Source organism: Ignavibacteriales bacterium, from assembly GCA_026390575.1.
Taxonomy (GTDB): Bacteria; Bacteroidota; Ignavibacteria; order UBA10030; family UBA10030; genus Fen-1298.
This window is the reverse complement of sequence record JAPLFR010000005.1, coordinates 1-16,580: the sequence shown is the minus strand read 5'-3', so window position 1 is coordinate 16,580 and position 16,580 is coordinate 1. Positions and strand designations below refer to the sequence as shown.

Here is a 16,580-nt window from a genome sequence, read left to right as displayed (position 1 = left end):
GTACACTTTGATCGAACCGACCAAAGTAAATAAACAAAATAACTCATCTCACGTGCGGAGAGAGAGGGATTCGAACCCTCGATAGCAGTTACCCACTATGCAGGTTTAGTCCGTCCCGACTTCGTCGGGACGCGATCTCGTGGCGCTTGTAGCGCCACGGACAAACCTTGTGCCTGCCACTTTTCAATAAACTCCGCTACCAACTTCCTTCCACTCGGACTCTTCAACCACGTTTCTCTCTTCATCGCCTCTGCACGCATTGAATACAATTCTTTGCGAACCAAAATCCAGGGACGATATGCTTTAGTGGATCGAATGTATCCAGCATTATGTCGTTTTAAACGAGTACCGACATCATCCGTTTGTCCAACATAGGTACACTTTGATCGAACCGACCAAAGTAAATAAACAAAATAACTCATCTCACGTGCGGAGAGGTACACTTTGATCGAACCGACCAAAGTAAATAAACAAAATAACTCATCTCACGTGCGGAGAGAGAGGGATTCGAACCCTCGATAGCAGTTACCCACTATGCAGGTTTAGTCCGTCCCGACTTCGTCGGGACGCGATCTCGTTCCGTTGTCTCCGACAACGGAACGGACAAACCTTGTGCATGCCAATTTTCAATGAACTCCGCTACTAACTTCCTGCCACTCGATTCTCTCTTCATCGCCTCTGCACGCGTTGAATACAATTCTTTGTGAATCAATGTCCAAGGACGATATGCTTTAGTGGATCGAATGTATCCAGCATTATGTCGTTTTAAACGAGTACCGATATCATCCGTCTGTCCAACATATGTACGCTTTGATTGAACCGACCAAAGTAAATAAACAAAATAACTCATCTCACGTGCGGAGAGAGAGGGATTCGAACCCTCGATAGCAGTTACCCACTATGCAGGTTTAGCAAACCTGTGCCTTCAGCCACTCGGCCATCTCTCCGAGCTGAATGTGTATGATTTAATTAAGTAAAAAGAACCCCGAAAAGCAATTTGTTAATTATACAAGCGGAGAGCGAGGGATTCGAACCCCCAAGGGCTTACGCCCGCCAGTTTTCAAGACTGGTGCAATAGCCGTTCTGCCAGCTCTCCAGGCTCATTACTTTTATTTTCGCCACTTATTTTTCTCTCGTGTCTCAAGTGATCAGTGTTCTACTGATCACTTCACTGATCACCTTACTGAAGAGCTTTTCCTTCATCACCGAGATGAAAACGCTGAGAGAAACAAAGCTTTCAACTTTTCATTAAAGATATCAATCCTTCTATATCAATATACGAAAACGTGTCCGTGACTGCAATTCGTTTTGTTGTTCGAAGCTGCTTCTGAAACTATTTCATATTCCTTCTTTTAATTTCTTTTACTCAATTACGTTTAACTCATGACTCCATACTTAATTTTATCAATCCTCAAGCATCATCATTACAGCATCAACTCTGCCGAGCGGTGCAGCAAGCTGGATTCCGTTTACTTCAGAGCGTACCTGCTGATATATCTCTTTTGCAATTTTAACTCCTTCAGAAAATGCTTCTTCCTTTGATTTTGTTTTACGCATGCGTTCTAGAATCTCAGCCGGCACAGAAGCGCCCGGCACTTCGTTGTTCATGAATTCTGCATTTCGATACGAGACCAGAGGCCAGATTCCACAGAGAATCGGCAACTTGATATGTTCTATTCTTTTTAGAAATTTTTCGAGAATGCGCAAATCAAAGACCGGCTGAGTCATCATGTATTCCGCACCAGCTTGGATTTTCCAATCAAGACGGCGCAATTCTTCATCGAGATTTATTGCACCCGGATTTACACCAACGGCAATTGAAAATCCGGTCGGTTCACCAATAGGATTATTTGCAAAATCTAATCCATGGTTAAGCCGGTTAATTAGATTCGTCAATCCGATAGAATCAACATCAAAGACTGCAGTAGCATCGGGATAATTTCCAAGTTTCGGAGGATCGCCAGTAATCGCAAGAATATTGCGAATACCAAGCGCCCACGCACCTAATAAATCTGATTGCATTCCGATAATATTGCGGTCGCGGCAGGCGATATGAAGCACCGGCTCAATACCAACTTCGTTGTGAATCTGCACTGCCATCGCCAAGGCCGACATCCGTGCTGATGCACGAGGTCCATCTGGAATATTAATGGCATTGATTCCATGCTCGAATAACATCCGTGCTTTTGCAATTTCCCTGCCTGCAGAAATACCTTTGGGCGAAACAAGCTCAACTAATTTTACGAACTTCCCCTCTACAAGCATCTTGGACAAACGCGACTTTTCCTCCTTCGGGCAGACACGCACCTCTGCCGGTTTTTCTATAATGAGCGATTCGCTTTTTACATCCATCCTTTTTGCCGGCTGTAATGCTTGTACGGCACGGCGAATTGCTTTTATGTGGGATGGATTCGTACCACAACATCCTCCAACAATGGATGCACCAGTTTGAATAAATCGCTTGGCATATTCTGCCATATATTCCGGCGAGGTCATATAAAGATTTCTTCCGCCAATGTTCTGGGGAAGTCCGGCGTTTGGCTGGACAGAAAGCGGAAGTGTTGTTAATTCCCGCAGCCGTTCAAGCGATTCCAACATAAGCTTGGGGCCTTCCGAGCAATTCATTCCTATCGCATCAACGTGATATTGAGAAATTGCCTCTACAAATCTTTCCAGTGTCTCGCCCGAGAGCAAGCCGCCTTCACTGTTGATTGTTACCTGCGCGATAATGGGAATATCTCTATTCAACTCGCGTACAGCGCGCACACCCTGCACAATTTCTTCAACCATACTAAATGTTTCGAATACAATAATATCAACTCCGCCGTCGAGTAATCCCTTCACCTGCTCCGCAAAAGCATCTTTCGCTTCATCGTAGGAAAGTTTTCCAAACGGTTCAATTTGAATACCAAGCGGACCAATTGCCCCGGCGACAAGTGCATGATCTTTCGCAACCGATTTTGCTAACTGCGCGCCTTTGAAATTGAGCTCGTACACCTTTGATTCAAGCCCTTGTACCACAAGCCGGTATCTGTTGGCACCGAACGTATTCGTTTCAATGACATCGGCACCAGCATTGATATAATCTCGATGCACTTCTGTCACCAATTCTGGATTGGTCATATTCAGCTCTTCAAAGCATCGATTGATGAATACACCTTTATCGTAGAGATAGGTTCCCGTGCCGCCGTCAAAGACAATAATTTCGTTTTGAAGCCGTTCTTTGAAAGATTTCATGTGATGAATTCCAAAAAGGAATAAGTTTTGTTTTATTGATATAAAATAGACATAATCTGATTGGACTTCAAGGGGTATATACCCTCCATTATGAAAGGAGTACATACAGTCGTCCGATCAAATCTCATACTTGTTTAGAAATATCAATTTGTATTAATTTGAATTTAATATTTTGCTTTCTTGCCAAACTGGAACAGTGGTTTTGTTCTGCCCATAAAAAGCAATAATACTGTTCTACAATACAGATATTCATAAAAAAGGCATCCAGCCCTCTGCGGACTGAATGCCTGTACTTAAATTTTCATTTCCCGATTAAAGTATGTCGGGATGTGTACTTACAACATCTTTACGTCATCAGAATCATCTTCTTTGTGGCATTGAAGTTGTTATTTGACTTTCTGAAGGAAGGAACATATTGAATGATGGTAATCAGCAGGCAAGCTGGATAAATACTGATTCACGTGGATCACATAAATAGGTTAAAACAAATCTGAAGAATTTTAAAATGACAAAACGATCTTATACGAGCGGTCCATGTCTAATCAGCCTTTCGAATTGAATTTTCTTTTCCTTGTTTGGTGAGAATCTGTTTATCATGTTGCTCGGCAATTTCAAGATGCCGTACCATCGCGAGACGTGCATTTTCTGCATCTCGATTGAGGATAGCGGTAAGAATTTTTTCATGCCATTCCACAGCAATCTTTTTTGCATCTATGATTGTAGCATACACCGAAGATTTAATCAGGGGGGCAAGTCTGTGTATCGGTTCTAACAGTAATGGAATCAAGAGATTTTCAGAAGCTTTTGCAATATCTAAATGGAACAGCATATCAAGTCGAGAGAGCTCTTTATAATCTCCATCTGCTGTCTTCAAATCATTGAGGTCTTTCTTCAATCTTTCTGCATCTTCTTCAGTGTGATAGAGCGCTGCCAATGCTGCAACAGGCGGTTCAATAATTTGTCGCGCATGAATTACGTCAAGAATATAATTGCTCTCACTTTGCATTTGAAGATAAAGGTAGATGGGATCCGTAACTGTCTCAGCAGATATATTTTGGACATAAATCCCTTTCCCTTTCATGATAACAACTAATCCACGAGCAGCAAGCATGCGAAGAGCTTCTCGTATTGCTGTACGGCTTACTTTGAATTGTTCACAGAGTTCTTGTTCAGAGGCAAGTTTCTCTCCAGGTAATACCGTCTTTGAGCGGATGGCTTCTTCAATCTGTGATTCCACCATCTTGCTCAAAAGCTTTCTTTTTCCAACGGGTTCGAACATAATACTCTTCTATCGCTTGTATGACATCCTACAAGGGCAATCTATTAAAGATTTTCATTCCTATCAATAGAAAAATGATTTTTCAAAAAGGCGCGATTTTTAATGTAAATGTTAATCCGAATTAATTTTAGGATACAAATCTGGATTTGCGCAGAAACCAAAATGTTATACTATATACCTATGTGGCAGATGAAGGTACTTTTTATTTCATGAGATCGATTGACTGAGCATCCTGCAATCTGCTATAATAGAAGTTGCTAAAGAACTATAGGTACGGTTTTTATTTATGGTTGAAAAAATGAAAATCAAATAGGATGCCTGCCCCGAACAAGCGGGACAGGCATCCTCAATATTATGCGGATGTCTTTTTGGAATTCCTTTTAACGGGCAATGGAAGTGCATGCTGGATAGCATTCAATCGTGATTTCACAAATCGTGCATGACTATTGTTCGGATAGAGCAGGCTCAGTTCTTCGTACGCCCAGCGAGCTTTGGCTAAATCACCGACTTGCTCATAAGATTTGCCAAGCATAAAATATGCATCGGACTTTTTATTCGATGAATCGATAGTAATAACTTTTTGGAAATGTGTAATGGCAGTAAGGAAATCATGTTTGGCATACTGGCATTCGCCTATCCAGTATTCACAGTTATCCGCAAGAGATTCTTCAATCCCTTTATCGATCAGACTGCCAAATGTCGCCATAGCATCTTCGTACTTCTTCTTCAGGAAAAGTGACACTCCTTCAGAATACTCATCACGAAACGATGAATTTATACCTGCTGGCGAAAATATCTGCGGTTCTGCCTTCACATTGCCGGCAAAGAGCTTCTGGCGCAATTCATTCAACTGTTTTGCGAAATCTTTATTTTCAGTCTGGAGAGTAACGACGCTTCGTTCAAGTTCTCTTTGTTTATACACAGCCATGGATTCCTTCGATTCAAGCTCGTTTACTTTATCAACCAGGGAACGCGTGGACACTAACAATAATCCGGTATATTGCTGCATGGATTTCAGTGAATCCAGTAACGTGCGCACTGTGCGATTTGCTAATTGTAATTGACTTCTTAACTGCTCAACATCATTTGACGGAAGCACCATATTGCCTCGCTGTGGTATTGATGTTACAGGTCGGAAGTACTCATCACGATATCGCACGGGTTCACGTGTCAGCGAACATCCGGAAAGCAGCAATGCTGCTAGTATAGAAAGCATGGTACATCGGAGAATGGTTTTCATATTTTGCTCCTTTTATTCACTAGGTGGATTTTTTTTCATTGATAATACGTATGCAGAAAATCCCAGAACTCCGACCACAATAATAGCAGTTGTCACGTTGTCCAACGCTAAAATACCATGTTTAGGTTTTGGCGGAGCCGGTACTCGTTTTAAAGGCACATAATCTTTCCAAGCTATTCGCTTCACAGTATCCACTTGAAAATCAAACTTATAACTTTTTGCTTTCGGTCCAAATATCAAAGGAAGCACAAGACTTATCCGTTGACCTACGTTTTTCTTAATTGATTCTTGCAACGGCAAAGAACGACGGTCGGTCGTTGGCAGTAAATCCACTTCCACCCATTTGTCACCATCGCTATAGATATTATCGCGTGGAATTACTATTTCGCGAATATATCCGAGGGGAGGCATAATAATGGAACCTGAACGGATCGTGTCCCCGTAAAAGTTACTGGCATGCCGGACTGCGAAGTACCTTCCGCTGATGCCTATTGATGCTTTACTCCAATCAAAAGTAATGTTCGACTGAGAAATATTTTGGAGCTGAAACTGAATCGCTGCTTCATCAAACTTAAATTGAATGATGATGCTATCATCCTGGAACATGAGGCTTGAATTCTTTATCGGGGAGATCAGCTTATAGGTGTACTGATACTTATTACCACTTCCGGGACTAAATTGGCTCGTCGTCGCACAAGACATGAAAATTCCAGAAAATATTATAAGCGCCGCAAATTGGATAATTTTCATTTTTTAAGTTGCATCTCTATTTACTGTATTGATGATATAATCATTTAAATATTATGACTTTTTTGTAAGACTTTCTGATTGCTCTATACCTAACCAACGAGTGTTCTGCCAATCTCCTCGTAAGTCATCTAAAACATCTACTCTCCGTTAGAACCCCGAGACTTGCCATTGGCACACTCGGGATGATCACGTACATCTTGCGGTGGATTGTGATCATTTCAACATAACCATTTTCTTCGTGCTCACATAATCTCCAGCAAGTAATCGATAGAAATACACACCACTTGCAACACGTACACCGTTTCCGTTCAATCCATTCCATTGTACAGGGTACCGTCCTGCGTCATGAATGCCACGTTCGATCGTCCGCACATGCTGACCAAGTATATTGAAGATTTGTATTGCAACACGCGGTATCTTGCCAGCCACTTCCGGCACGTCAAATTCAATCGTTGTGGTCGGATTAAACGGATTTGGATAATTTTGATACAACATCCATTCGCGCGGTATTGAATTTCTGACATCCTGGATACCCTCCTGCGGTGAATTTAAGAGCGCTACGTCATTATTGTCACCCGAACTCATAAGTACGTGGATCGAATCGACATTATTATTTGTCAATTGAACCGGCAGACGGAATATTGAAGAGTCACCCGGTTCAATCGGTACGTTATTAGCATTCCACAATATGATACTGACTTCGTTACCTACACTCTTCACATTCGCTCTCATCATACTCGCACGCGGGTAAATCATATCAGTAGTTGTATCAAGTGCAACTTTATTCTTCATGTAGATGGCTGCTTGCAAACCCTTGATAGGTACAGAATTTCTCAATACGAAACGCGAACCAATGTGTGTTGTTTGCACATAGCAAGAGTCTGTCTTTGAAGTTAAGAAGGCTGAGCCGGAACTTATCGGCACCGAACCTCCTTCTATCTTCCCTAATGAACCTCCATTTGACTTCGTCCAATCGCGTGTCGGATTCCATCCACTATCGAGCAAACTATCAAGACAGTATTGCAAGTCTTGTATATTCACTCTGCCATCACCCACCGTTCCATCTTTATTAATCGGATATATATCGGCACTATTGAAGGCATAACCCGTTAACAGCTTGCGTCCTATGATATGATCGATCATCGCTGTCAGATCACCAATGTTCCGGAAATTATCTCCATTGACATCCGCTAATAGCATAATCGCATCTGCAAAGAAAATTGTATCTCTCACACCCGGAACAGATGCTCTCACTGTATATCGACCCGGTCTATTGCCCAAGATCAGCGATGTTGAAGCCAGCCCAGCTGAATCTGTGGTAGCGATCATCGAATCTTTTTGGACCAAGCCATGAGCTGTGAGTGAATCGTACCGTGTCATCGTATCAGGCCGCCCAAGAATTGTGAAGGCAACACGTGTGTTGGGTACGAAGTTGCCTCCTATATCTCTCACCTGTACAACGAATGGCTGCAACTGAGCACCGAGTTGTCCTACTTGTGCATTACCCGATTCCTGTGCCAGCATCTTAGCAGCACCAACAGTTGCCGTGGCGTAGAACCTGACGACGCTATCAGACGGCAGTACCGATGTTTGAGCAATAACATTATAGCGGCCAACCTTTGAACCGAGTGTCAATACCGTTTTCGCTACACCCAACGAATCTGTCCAAACGGTATCTTTGGAAAGTTTGCAGCCCTGAGTAGCACTTGGTGTATCAACGATAGCAAATGTCACGCGGCTATCCGGAACCGGATTACCGCCAATGTCCTGAAGCCTGACGACAAATGTATCGAGTGGTGTCAGGATTGTTTTTTGCTGAACTTGTGCAGAATTATATGCCGCCAACGTCTTTGCCAATCCATGACCCGCCTTGGCAATAAATTCCGGTTTTGTATTGAGATACCGTGAAGATGCCTGAACCTTATATGTGCCAACTTTATCGCCCAATGTCAGGCGTGTTGAAGCATATCCGTCAGTATTCGTCAATGCTATCTTTCGGATCAATGATTGACCTTTTGCAGCTGTTGGAGATTCTATAATATTAAAGTAGACTGTATCCCTTGTCCTCGGATTGTTTGCTCGATCCAATACCCGAACTTCCAAAGATGTATCAACTTGACTCAGTATCGGCTTATTTTGATTCATGCCCCCAACCGCGAGTAATTGTTGCTGAACGCCCGGATTTGCTTTGATACTAAACGTATTCTGGATACTGTTCACATAGGCATTGACCTGATATGTTCCTATCTTCGTGCCAATGGTAAAGGCATTCGTTGCCCTGCCGATTGAATCTGTACGCACAACCGCACTATCAATAATGCCGCCAGCAACTGAATCAGGCCGCGCAGTCACTGCAAAATTCATTGATGTAAATGGTACCGCATTATCATATCGATCGTTCAATAATGCGGCTATTTGAAGAACGACTGCTCCAATCGTATCGGTAAAGGTGGTTGTACCGGCAATTATTTTCGCCGGAACGTCATTCGTAGCAGTGAGATCCTGCGTAGAATATAGCACTGGTTTATTCTTCGCTGTTGCTGTCAGTTTATAATGACCCACTTTTTCACCGAGTCGTGCAAGCGCCAAAACTTTTTTAGTTGTATCGATAACGACATATTGCGTTAAGAGACTATCGTGTACTGAAGTTGTCTGTTTCGTTAACGAAATCAACACGGTATCTCCTTGTCTCGGATTGAGTTCAGAATCAAAGAGATTAATGGCGAACTGTTTCACCTTCATAACCGTATCTTTCACAGATCCGTTTACAGGAATATTATTAATCTTTGCTGCAGATCCAGGTTTTGCATCCAAATCGATCGATGTTTTTACTGTTGGATCTTCTACAGAAACAGCATGCACAACTCCAAGTCCGCTCTTCTTACCAAAGAAAATACTCGCAGTCGCTTTTCCGCTTGCATCCGTAACCACGGTATCGTTACTCATCCGATAAATAGTGTCCGGTGCAATCACAGTTAAAGAAATTTGCGTTTGTGGAACCGGCAGACTGTCCTGATCATTTGCTGTTAAATAAATTGGATTCCTGTCAGACTTCACTGAATCGGTAATCTTTGAGGCCTGAGCAATCAAAGAATAGATAGAAGACTTCGCTGTTGCAGTAAATGTGTCTATGGCACTTGACACACCGGGGACAAACGCCGCAACACGATAATTGCCCTTAATACTTCCCAATGTAACCTTTGTCTGAACCTGTCCTAAAGAATCTGTGATTGCCGACGGAACTGACAAAACTTGACCGACTGCATTATTCGGAGTATCGACAAATGCAAATTGGACATTTTGATTTCGAATTGGTTGATTGAATGCATCAATAACCCGTGCAACAAATGCGGTATCCAACGATTTTCGAGTTCGGCCGGTTTGTTTATTTCCTGCAATAAGCTTCAATGAATCAGCTTCCCATTCGTAATTTGCAATGCCGAGCAGATTATTTGCATCAGCAGCAGCCCATCGCCCGTTGGAACCGAAGCTCGGAATATTGGTTCGGGTAATTGTGCTATCAATACGAGATACACGCTGTCGACGCCAAGATAATCCACCATCAGGTGACCGCCAGAGATCCAGTGTTGAAGGATTCTGACCCTGAAGTTCATTTGAATGAAATGTGAACGTAAGATTTGCATTCAATAACGTATCGGTGGTCGCTTTGATGTCAAAGAACCGCTGGATGGAAGTCTTTCCATTCACCGACACAGCAGAACCAGAAGTTCGTGTGACCGTCGTTCGTCCCGGATTGGTACCATTCCAAGAAATGGAGAGACCAATTCCACCGAAGTCTGAAGAATTGAGACCGCTGATGAGATCGACCGTTTTTTGTAATCGTCCAAACACCGACCCTGCCTCTGTTAATCTACCGGAGAGTCTATCGAGTGTCATCGTTGTACCAGAATCAATCTTAAACGATACATTTTGAGCGACGTTGACTGTTTGAAGAATTCCGAAATTTCCTCCTTGTGACGATTTTGTGCTTCCTGCTCCCGTAAGAAGCAGATTAAAGTAATTCGTTGCCGGTACAGTTTGATTTGCACCGAAAAATTCAAATGTTCCTGTTACAGTATCGGGTAATCCAGTCGCTTGACCTTTTACCTGAAAGAGTCCGGGACCTTTATAGGTTCCGTTTTTCCCATTCACAAAATGTTGTGATTGTGCAGTGAACGCTAAGAATAATAACGCAACTGCAAATGCAAACAGGCCTCTTCGCGCCTGCCAGATCCTGTATCTGGTCAGTCGACGCGGCACTCTATTATATAGTCTTGCGACCATTGGAGTCACCCTCATTTTAGTCTCTTATCCTTTGAGACATCGACAAATAAATTCTCTTTTATCAAAGCAATACTCGTCAGGGTCGTCTTATGTAAACGACTCTGATGAATAGTACTATGAAGTTCTTGGTACACATGAGAAACCTGATATTTCTTCTGGAAAATCTTATTATCGTTATTCCATCTTTGCCCCAAGTTCATCTTTAAATTAATAGAAGACGGGCAGGAGCCTACCCGCCTTCCAATTTGACCTATTAACATTTCGGAGAAAGAACTTGAGCAGAGTCCTTTTTCCGAAGAAAATCGATTTTGATCAATGTCAATTCCAATTGTCATGAAAACCTTTTTAGATGGACTTACTGTCTGTAACCACGCGATACAACCGAGAGATTCAAATATAGGAGCACAGCAAGGCTTCTTTGAATCGCTTACGGTTATCATCGCAATATTGGTATTCCAGTTATCCATTTTGATGCATTTCTTTCAGGCTATTGAACTCTAATTGTTCCAGCGTTCGTAATCGCACCGTTATTAGTCAAAGTTCCGGTGGTAATTGTAACACTTGTACCAGATCCAACATTCAGTCCGGCTCCAGTACTATTGTTATTTATTAATCCGCCACTACCAACTGCTAGTCCAGCAGTGCCAGATAATGTCAAACCACCTGAAGTACCAGATCCCTGATCAATCAATACATAATTTGCAGCGGCTGAGACACCTGTTGGGATAGTAACTGCGTAACTACCATCAATTTCGACATCATCAGTGCCACCCGGAACAGCATTAGCATCCCATGAACCAGCTACATCCCAATTTGTCGCTCCTGCAATAGACTTAAATATACTGAAGCGATCATCCAACGCGAGTTCATTGGCAGCTAATAATTGTGCACTAGTTATATTATTAGCCGTCACATAGCCGAACGATCCTGCACCGGAAGTTAAACGGGTAGGAGTTCCGGACACTTTTTTAGAGGCAGCAATTCCGTTTTGGAAATCTTTTAATTTAGATTCTGTTACTCCTAACGAAGAACCTTCACCCTGCAAATAGGCAAGCTTTACGTTCACTGTTGTAGATGACGAATTAGCAAAAATTACGTTGAATTTACGATTCACAGTATGGGCTAACGAATAATCCGTTGGATTTACACTTGGCTGTGATTTCAACATAAGAGTACGCCCGGCATCAGGAGCTGTAAAGGCAATTTCCGTCGAAGCATTATTGAATATATATGTCTGGGCAGAAGTTGCTTCCCAAGCCATGCTTCCTGTAATTTCAGTTTGTCCTGCAAATGACGGTTGTAATGCACCGGCTTTCATCGTCAATGCGTTCGAACCACTCATTATGAGAGGCTGATTGACAGCAAGTTGACCACCTGATGAAATACTGATGCCAGTATTAACATTCTTTGCACCTGTTCCAGCAAACGTTACATTGTTGAATGCTATTGAATTTGAGCCTGAAATATTCTGGCCAGCACCACCAAATATGATAAGACCCGAAGCAGGTGCTGTAATCGTGCCATTGTTAACCAGATCACCACTAATGGTTCCATTGGCAGTTCCACCAAATGCTAAAGTACCTGAACCTGCTATAGTAATATTACTGCTTGCGTTAAAATTCTTGCCGGCAGTCACCGTCGCATCGATTACTTTCGCACCAGTACCACTTAGATTGAGGTCGCCATTATAGGTAACTCCACCAAGAACTGTCTGTGCGCTGGTACCGGTGAAATTAACTATACTTGTCGCTCCTGTCGTAAGTGTTCCTGTTCCATTGCGTGTAGATGTACCTCCAACATCAAGAGTATTATTCTGAATATTAAAAGTACTTCCTGCAGCTATTGAGAGACCCGAGCTTACTGCGGTTGAAACAGCCATTGTTGCAGATCCGACGGTTGTGTTTACATTCAGAGTCTGGAAATTGATATCTCCTTTTGTTGCCGTTCCAATAACCTGAGCTGCTGTTCCCTCCAATGTTACAACGCCATTGATGGTTACCGCAGCGTTATTAGAAATATTACCTTTAATGTGATATTGACCGCCACCGGTAAATGTTCCTCCTCCACCGATGACCAGGTCTTGCCCCACTGCCATTGTGGCAATTAGGGCTATTGCGAGTAGAGTTAAAACACCCCTACTCCATGATTTTACATCTCTTGTGTACTTCATTGCTGTGCTCCTAAATAAATATTGCTTTTGATTCATAAAATCCAACTTCTCAAACAAGGGCACGTTTTGCCCCTGTAATAAAATCTGTAACTTGGTTTTCATGACTTGATCCATTTGATCATTTTTTAATTACCTCTGTTTATCTTTTACTTCTAATTCGTTGTCCTTGCTCAAAGAGACAACGCTTTTGATTGCAATCTTTAAATTGGTGCGTGACTACGTATTCGCATGATCATCTCCCTCCTTCCGGTAAAAAGTTATTTGTGATTTGTTATTAGTCATTTGTTAATTCCTTTATAATAAATCCTATCATTCAATATCTTCCTGTCATTCCCATATGTTTTAACTTGTCCCGATATGTTTCTAATCGGGAATGGGAATCTTGCTTTGTCTTTTGTAAGATTCCCTCTTGAAGCATAAGGGAATGACATTGTTGGTTTGTCATTCTCGCTCTTCTTGCCATACTCAAGTTGTGAAGGAGTTCTACTCCTGAATAGTATGGGTGCAAATATTCGTTGGTTATTTTCATTATAAAGTCGAATGCATACCAAATCACTCGTTGGTTCAGCCATTGACCGTACCACCTTATCCTAATCGCTTGTTCTGAGTTAGGCGTATTCATTGCCTTCTCCTCCAAGAAACCGGGATATGACGGAATCGTTCGGTTAACCAATATTTTGGTCTACATCCATTCATATAATTTCCTCTAACAAAAACCTTTCAACACTGTCACTATCATTCAATCGTGCCAATTCAACAATTTCTAAGAACGATATTATTGCTCGTTTTTCAATATTTTCCACGACTCGTTCCTTTGTTAAGTCGATTCATTATCCAACCTATTTCTCGGATATTCGCTTACAACCTTTTCCATATTCGTACTTCTCGCTATACCTTTATCTACAATTACTCCAAACACACTCCTTGATTTCAACGATGACCGGCGAGGGGATGAGAAGGAGTTAAACTCATCCTCTCGCCATATTATCATCTCACACTATGTGATGATGATTGTCATCTTTGTACCTTTTGCACCTATTTAGATGTCTGAGCATGATCATCCTTTAGGTTGACTTATTTATTCCTGTATTTAAACGATACACGATTCTGTGTTCGCCTATCTTCCAGGCACAGCAAGTGGTTGAAGAGAAGGAGTAAACTCTTGACCAGCGCTGTAAAATGAGTCTGACTGATTCGACCATAATTGAATTCCAATCCGCCAAAAAGACGGCGGATAAGTGTATTGGCAAAATGTAATTCTGCCAACCACTTCCTTGATGCCAATCTCTAAACCTCCAGCCTGATAATGGTCCGGCCAAGTCACTAACCGTGGTTGAATCACATCCTAATGCATGCTGCCAAGGCGGATCAAAAGACAATCCGGTAAACAGTTCATTCGAATACGACTCACCGACTTCAAGCTGAAGTCTATTAAAGATCTTCTGTTTCATATCTCTATATCCAAATACCTTAGTATAGGTATTCTGAATTTGTCCATTCACCCAAGAGATAGATACATCTCTCTCTGGAGGTGATTCAATCGACCTGCGTGCTTCCCGATACCGATTATCTGCCTTCTGAGAATATTTACCAGTATCTCTATCGGGCGGTTTATTCCGTTCTGAAAGCACTTCTTCCATAGTAAGCTCACGGCTATGACCTTCCGAAGGTTTCTCGGATGACCTTCCCGACCTCCTGCCCGACTGGCAGGCAGGTCGGAAGGTTCTCGCGGAGAATGTCCTTACAGAAGACTTGTATGTCCGTCTATCGCTTTTCACGACGCTTCTTTCTTTGTAACCTTCCAAAGATTCCTAAGGTATCCTACTGAACCTTCGGAAGGTTCTTCTTCTTTTATCTGCTGAAGGTTTACTCCCTCAGCGTTTTGCCCATATGGCTTACTATGGTTCATATATTTCCTTAATACATTACGCTATGATAACTCCTGATATTTCAAGAATATCTTTCTTCTTAGTTACCAACCGTGATTGTACCATTGTTCGTAACCGCTCCGGCGACATTAAAGTCACCATAGACATCAAGGGCTGAGGCAGCATTAGCAAGAGTTAAACTTGTTGAGCTGGGCAACGTCAAACTGCCCGTTGTAATAACAGTGACACCATTGCCAATTTGTTTTGCTGCAGTCCCTCCACCGGTTCCATTTGTCAGCAATATTGATGCATATGTTCCAGCACCGATATCTTGCGTAATAGAATTGAGTCCGTTATATTCAACCGTACCTGAGGCTATTGCAATACCATTGCTTACACCACCGAATTGAACTGTTGCACCGGTATTAGTAATCGTACCTGCTACCGTCAATGCACTTGTACTCATATTTAAAACAGTTCCGCTCGCATTGGTGAAGTTATTACCGACAGTGAGAGCCCCCGTTGCAGTCTTTGTGTTGCCGCCACTGGTGATTAAATTATAAAACGCAAACGTCGGAATCGTCTGAGCAGAAGTTCCGTTAAGATCAATTGTTCCAGTACCTGGTACAATTGTAGAACCGGCATTAGTTAAAATACCGGCAATGCCGACTGTTGAATTCGGGAAAGTTTTGTTGCCAGCTGCACCCAATGCGAGATCATTATAATTCATTCCAAAAATATCTTGATTTGTACCCGAAGCATAGCTGACTACACTTCCAGCAACTGTTGTGATAGAACTACTGGTACCAACAATGACGGTTCCAGTTCCATTGAGTGTTAAGGCCGTAGATGCAGGCAATGACAATGTTCCATTAGATAATGTTGCAACACCAGCCAATGTCAAACCTGACGATAATGTCACTGTATTGTTACGAGTTACTGTAAGATTATTGAGTCCATTGGTGACGGCAAATGCTGCAAGGTCACCGCTCCCCCCTAACGCTATATTGGAACTAGTACCACCAGTAACCGTTCCCACTGTAGAATATGTTCCATCAACAGTAAGTGTATGTGCACCAATACTGAGATCACCCGCAGCAACGGAAAGTGCGCTTGCTACTGCAGCATTACCGTTTAAGGATTTTGTACCAGCAGTACTTACTGTAAGTTTATCGTATGTGACAGGAGTAGCAGCCGACCATATTGTTTGTGCTACACCTGCATAGTCAACTTCTGCTCCAGCAGCAGTAAAATCATACGGGGCTGTTGCACTACCATCATTTTTAATTTCTCCTTGCAATGTCAATTTAATACCTGTAGAAACTACGTATTGAGTTGTTCCGCCAGCAGTTCCAGTATTGATTGTGGTTCCTATAGTTGAATTGACAGCAAATGTCTTCGTAGAGTATTGATTGTGGTTCCTATAGTTGAATTGACAGCAAATGTCTTCGTAGAAGGAGCGGACGATGTTAATGTCGCAAAGTTAATAGCTGGCTTGGTAGTTATACCAATAGCCTGCGTAGCAGTACCCTTCAATGTTACAGTTCCAGTAAAATCAACAACTCCGGTTTTAGTCGTGTTGTCGATATTTCCTTTCACGTTCCATGTCCCTCCATATGTTGCGGCGGCTGTACCACCAAGAATCAGGTTTTGTCCAACGGCGACTGCCGCCATGAAGAAGATGGATACGACGACCACGAGGGCCCGAGAAAACAACTTTGTTGCGTTCATGATATTACTCCTTTTTGAAAT

At 42.4% G+C, this 16,580-nt stretch carries 14 protein-coding genes and 2 tRNA genes; all 16 read right to left on the bottom strand.

Going from position 1 to position 16,580, the window contains the following annotated elements; translation table 11 throughout:
* Window positions 1-95: 95 nt before the first annotated feature.
* Window positions 96-443 (bottom strand): GIY-YIG nuclease family protein, encoded by a 348-nt coding sequence (locus NTX44_03795; GenBank protein MCX6120721.1) that lies wholly within the window; start codon window positions 441-443, stop codon window positions 96-98.
* An 89-nt stretch (window positions 444-532) separates the two neighbouring features.
* Window positions 533-850, bottom strand: coding sequence for a GIY-YIG nuclease family protein (locus tag NTX44_03790; protein MCX6120720.1), 318 nt, complete (start codon window positions 848-850; stop codon window positions 533-535).
* 8 nt (window positions 851-858) lie between these two features.
* Window positions 859-947 (bottom strand) — tRNA-Ser (locus tag NTX44_03785).
* A gap of 66 nt (window positions 948-1,013) precedes the next feature.
* Window positions 1,014-1,096, bottom strand: a tRNA-Ser gene (locus NTX44_03780).
* A 308-nt stretch (window positions 1,097-1,404) separates the two neighbouring features.
* Entirely contained in the window at window positions 1,405-3,237 is a 1,833-nt protein-coding gene (locus NTX44_03775) for a bifunctional homocysteine S-methyltransferase/methylenetetrahydrofolate reductase (GenBank protein MCX6120719.1), read from the bottom strand.
* A 538-nt stretch (window positions 3,238-3,775) separates the two neighbouring features.
* Window positions 3,776-4,516 (bottom strand): FadR/GntR family transcriptional regulator, encoded by a 741-nt coding sequence (locus NTX44_03770; GenBank protein MCX6120718.1) that lies wholly within the window; start codon window positions 4,514-4,516, stop codon window positions 3,776-3,778.
* A 352-nt stretch (window positions 4,517-4,868) separates the two neighbouring features.
* Entirely contained in the window at window positions 4,869-5,756 is an 888-nt protein-coding gene (locus NTX44_03765; protein ID MCX6120717.1) for a tetratricopeptide repeat protein, read from the bottom strand.
* Window positions 5,757-5,768: 12 nt separating this feature from the next.
* Window positions 5,769-6,506: a hypothetical protein gene (locus tag NTX44_03760; GenBank protein ID MCX6120716.1), complete on the bottom strand. Its 738-nt coding sequence runs from the start codon at window positions 6,504-6,506 to the stop codon at window positions 5,769-5,771.
* Between the two features lie 213 nt (window positions 6,507-6,719).
* The gene (locus tag NTX44_03755; GenBank protein ID MCX6120715.1) at window positions 6,720-10,790 is read right to left on the bottom strand and encodes a T9SS type A sorting domain-containing protein; all 4,071 of its coding nucleotides are present in this window, start codon (window positions 10,788-10,790) and stop codon (window positions 6,720-6,722) included.
* 11 nt (window positions 10,791-10,801) lie between these two features.
* Window positions 10,802-11,257 (bottom strand): hypothetical protein, encoded by a 456-nt coding sequence (locus tag NTX44_03750; protein ID MCX6120714.1) that lies wholly within the window; start codon window positions 11,255-11,257, stop codon window positions 10,802-10,804.
* Between the two features lie 20 nt (window positions 11,258-11,277).
* Window positions 11,278-12,960, bottom strand: a complete 1,683-nt coding sequence (locus NTX44_03745) for a hypothetical protein (protein MCX6120713.1) — start codon at window positions 12,958-12,960, stop codon at window positions 11,278-11,280.
* A 278-nt stretch (window positions 12,961-13,238) separates the two neighbouring features.
* Complete coding sequence (locus NTX44_03740; GenBank protein ID MCX6120712.1) at window positions 13,239-13,532, bottom strand: hypothetical protein; 294 nt, start codon at window positions 13,530-13,532, stop codon at window positions 13,239-13,241.
* 492 nt (window positions 13,533-14,024) lie between these two features.
* Window positions 14,025-14,600, bottom strand: coding sequence for a hypothetical protein (locus tag NTX44_03735; GenBank protein MCX6120711.1), 576 nt, complete (start codon window positions 14,598-14,600; stop codon window positions 14,025-14,027).
* Between the two features lie 134 nt (window positions 14,601-14,734).
* Window positions 14,735-14,869 (bottom strand): hypothetical protein, encoded by a 135-nt coding sequence (locus NTX44_03730; GenBank protein ID MCX6120710.1) that lies wholly within the window; start codon window positions 14,867-14,869, stop codon window positions 14,735-14,737.
* A gap of 59 nt (window positions 14,870-14,928) precedes the next feature.
* On the bottom strand, window positions 14,929-16,134 hold the full coding sequence (locus NTX44_03725; GenBank protein MCX6120709.1) for a hypothetical protein: 1,206 nt from the start codon (window positions 16,132-16,134) through the stop codon (window positions 14,929-14,931).
* Window positions 16,135-16,199: 65 nt separating this feature from the next.
* Window positions 16,200-16,559: a hypothetical protein gene (locus tag NTX44_03720; GenBank protein MCX6120708.1), complete on the bottom strand. Its 360-nt coding sequence runs from the start codon at window positions 16,557-16,559 to the stop codon at window positions 16,200-16,202.
* Window positions 16,560-16,580 lie beyond the last annotated feature (21 nt).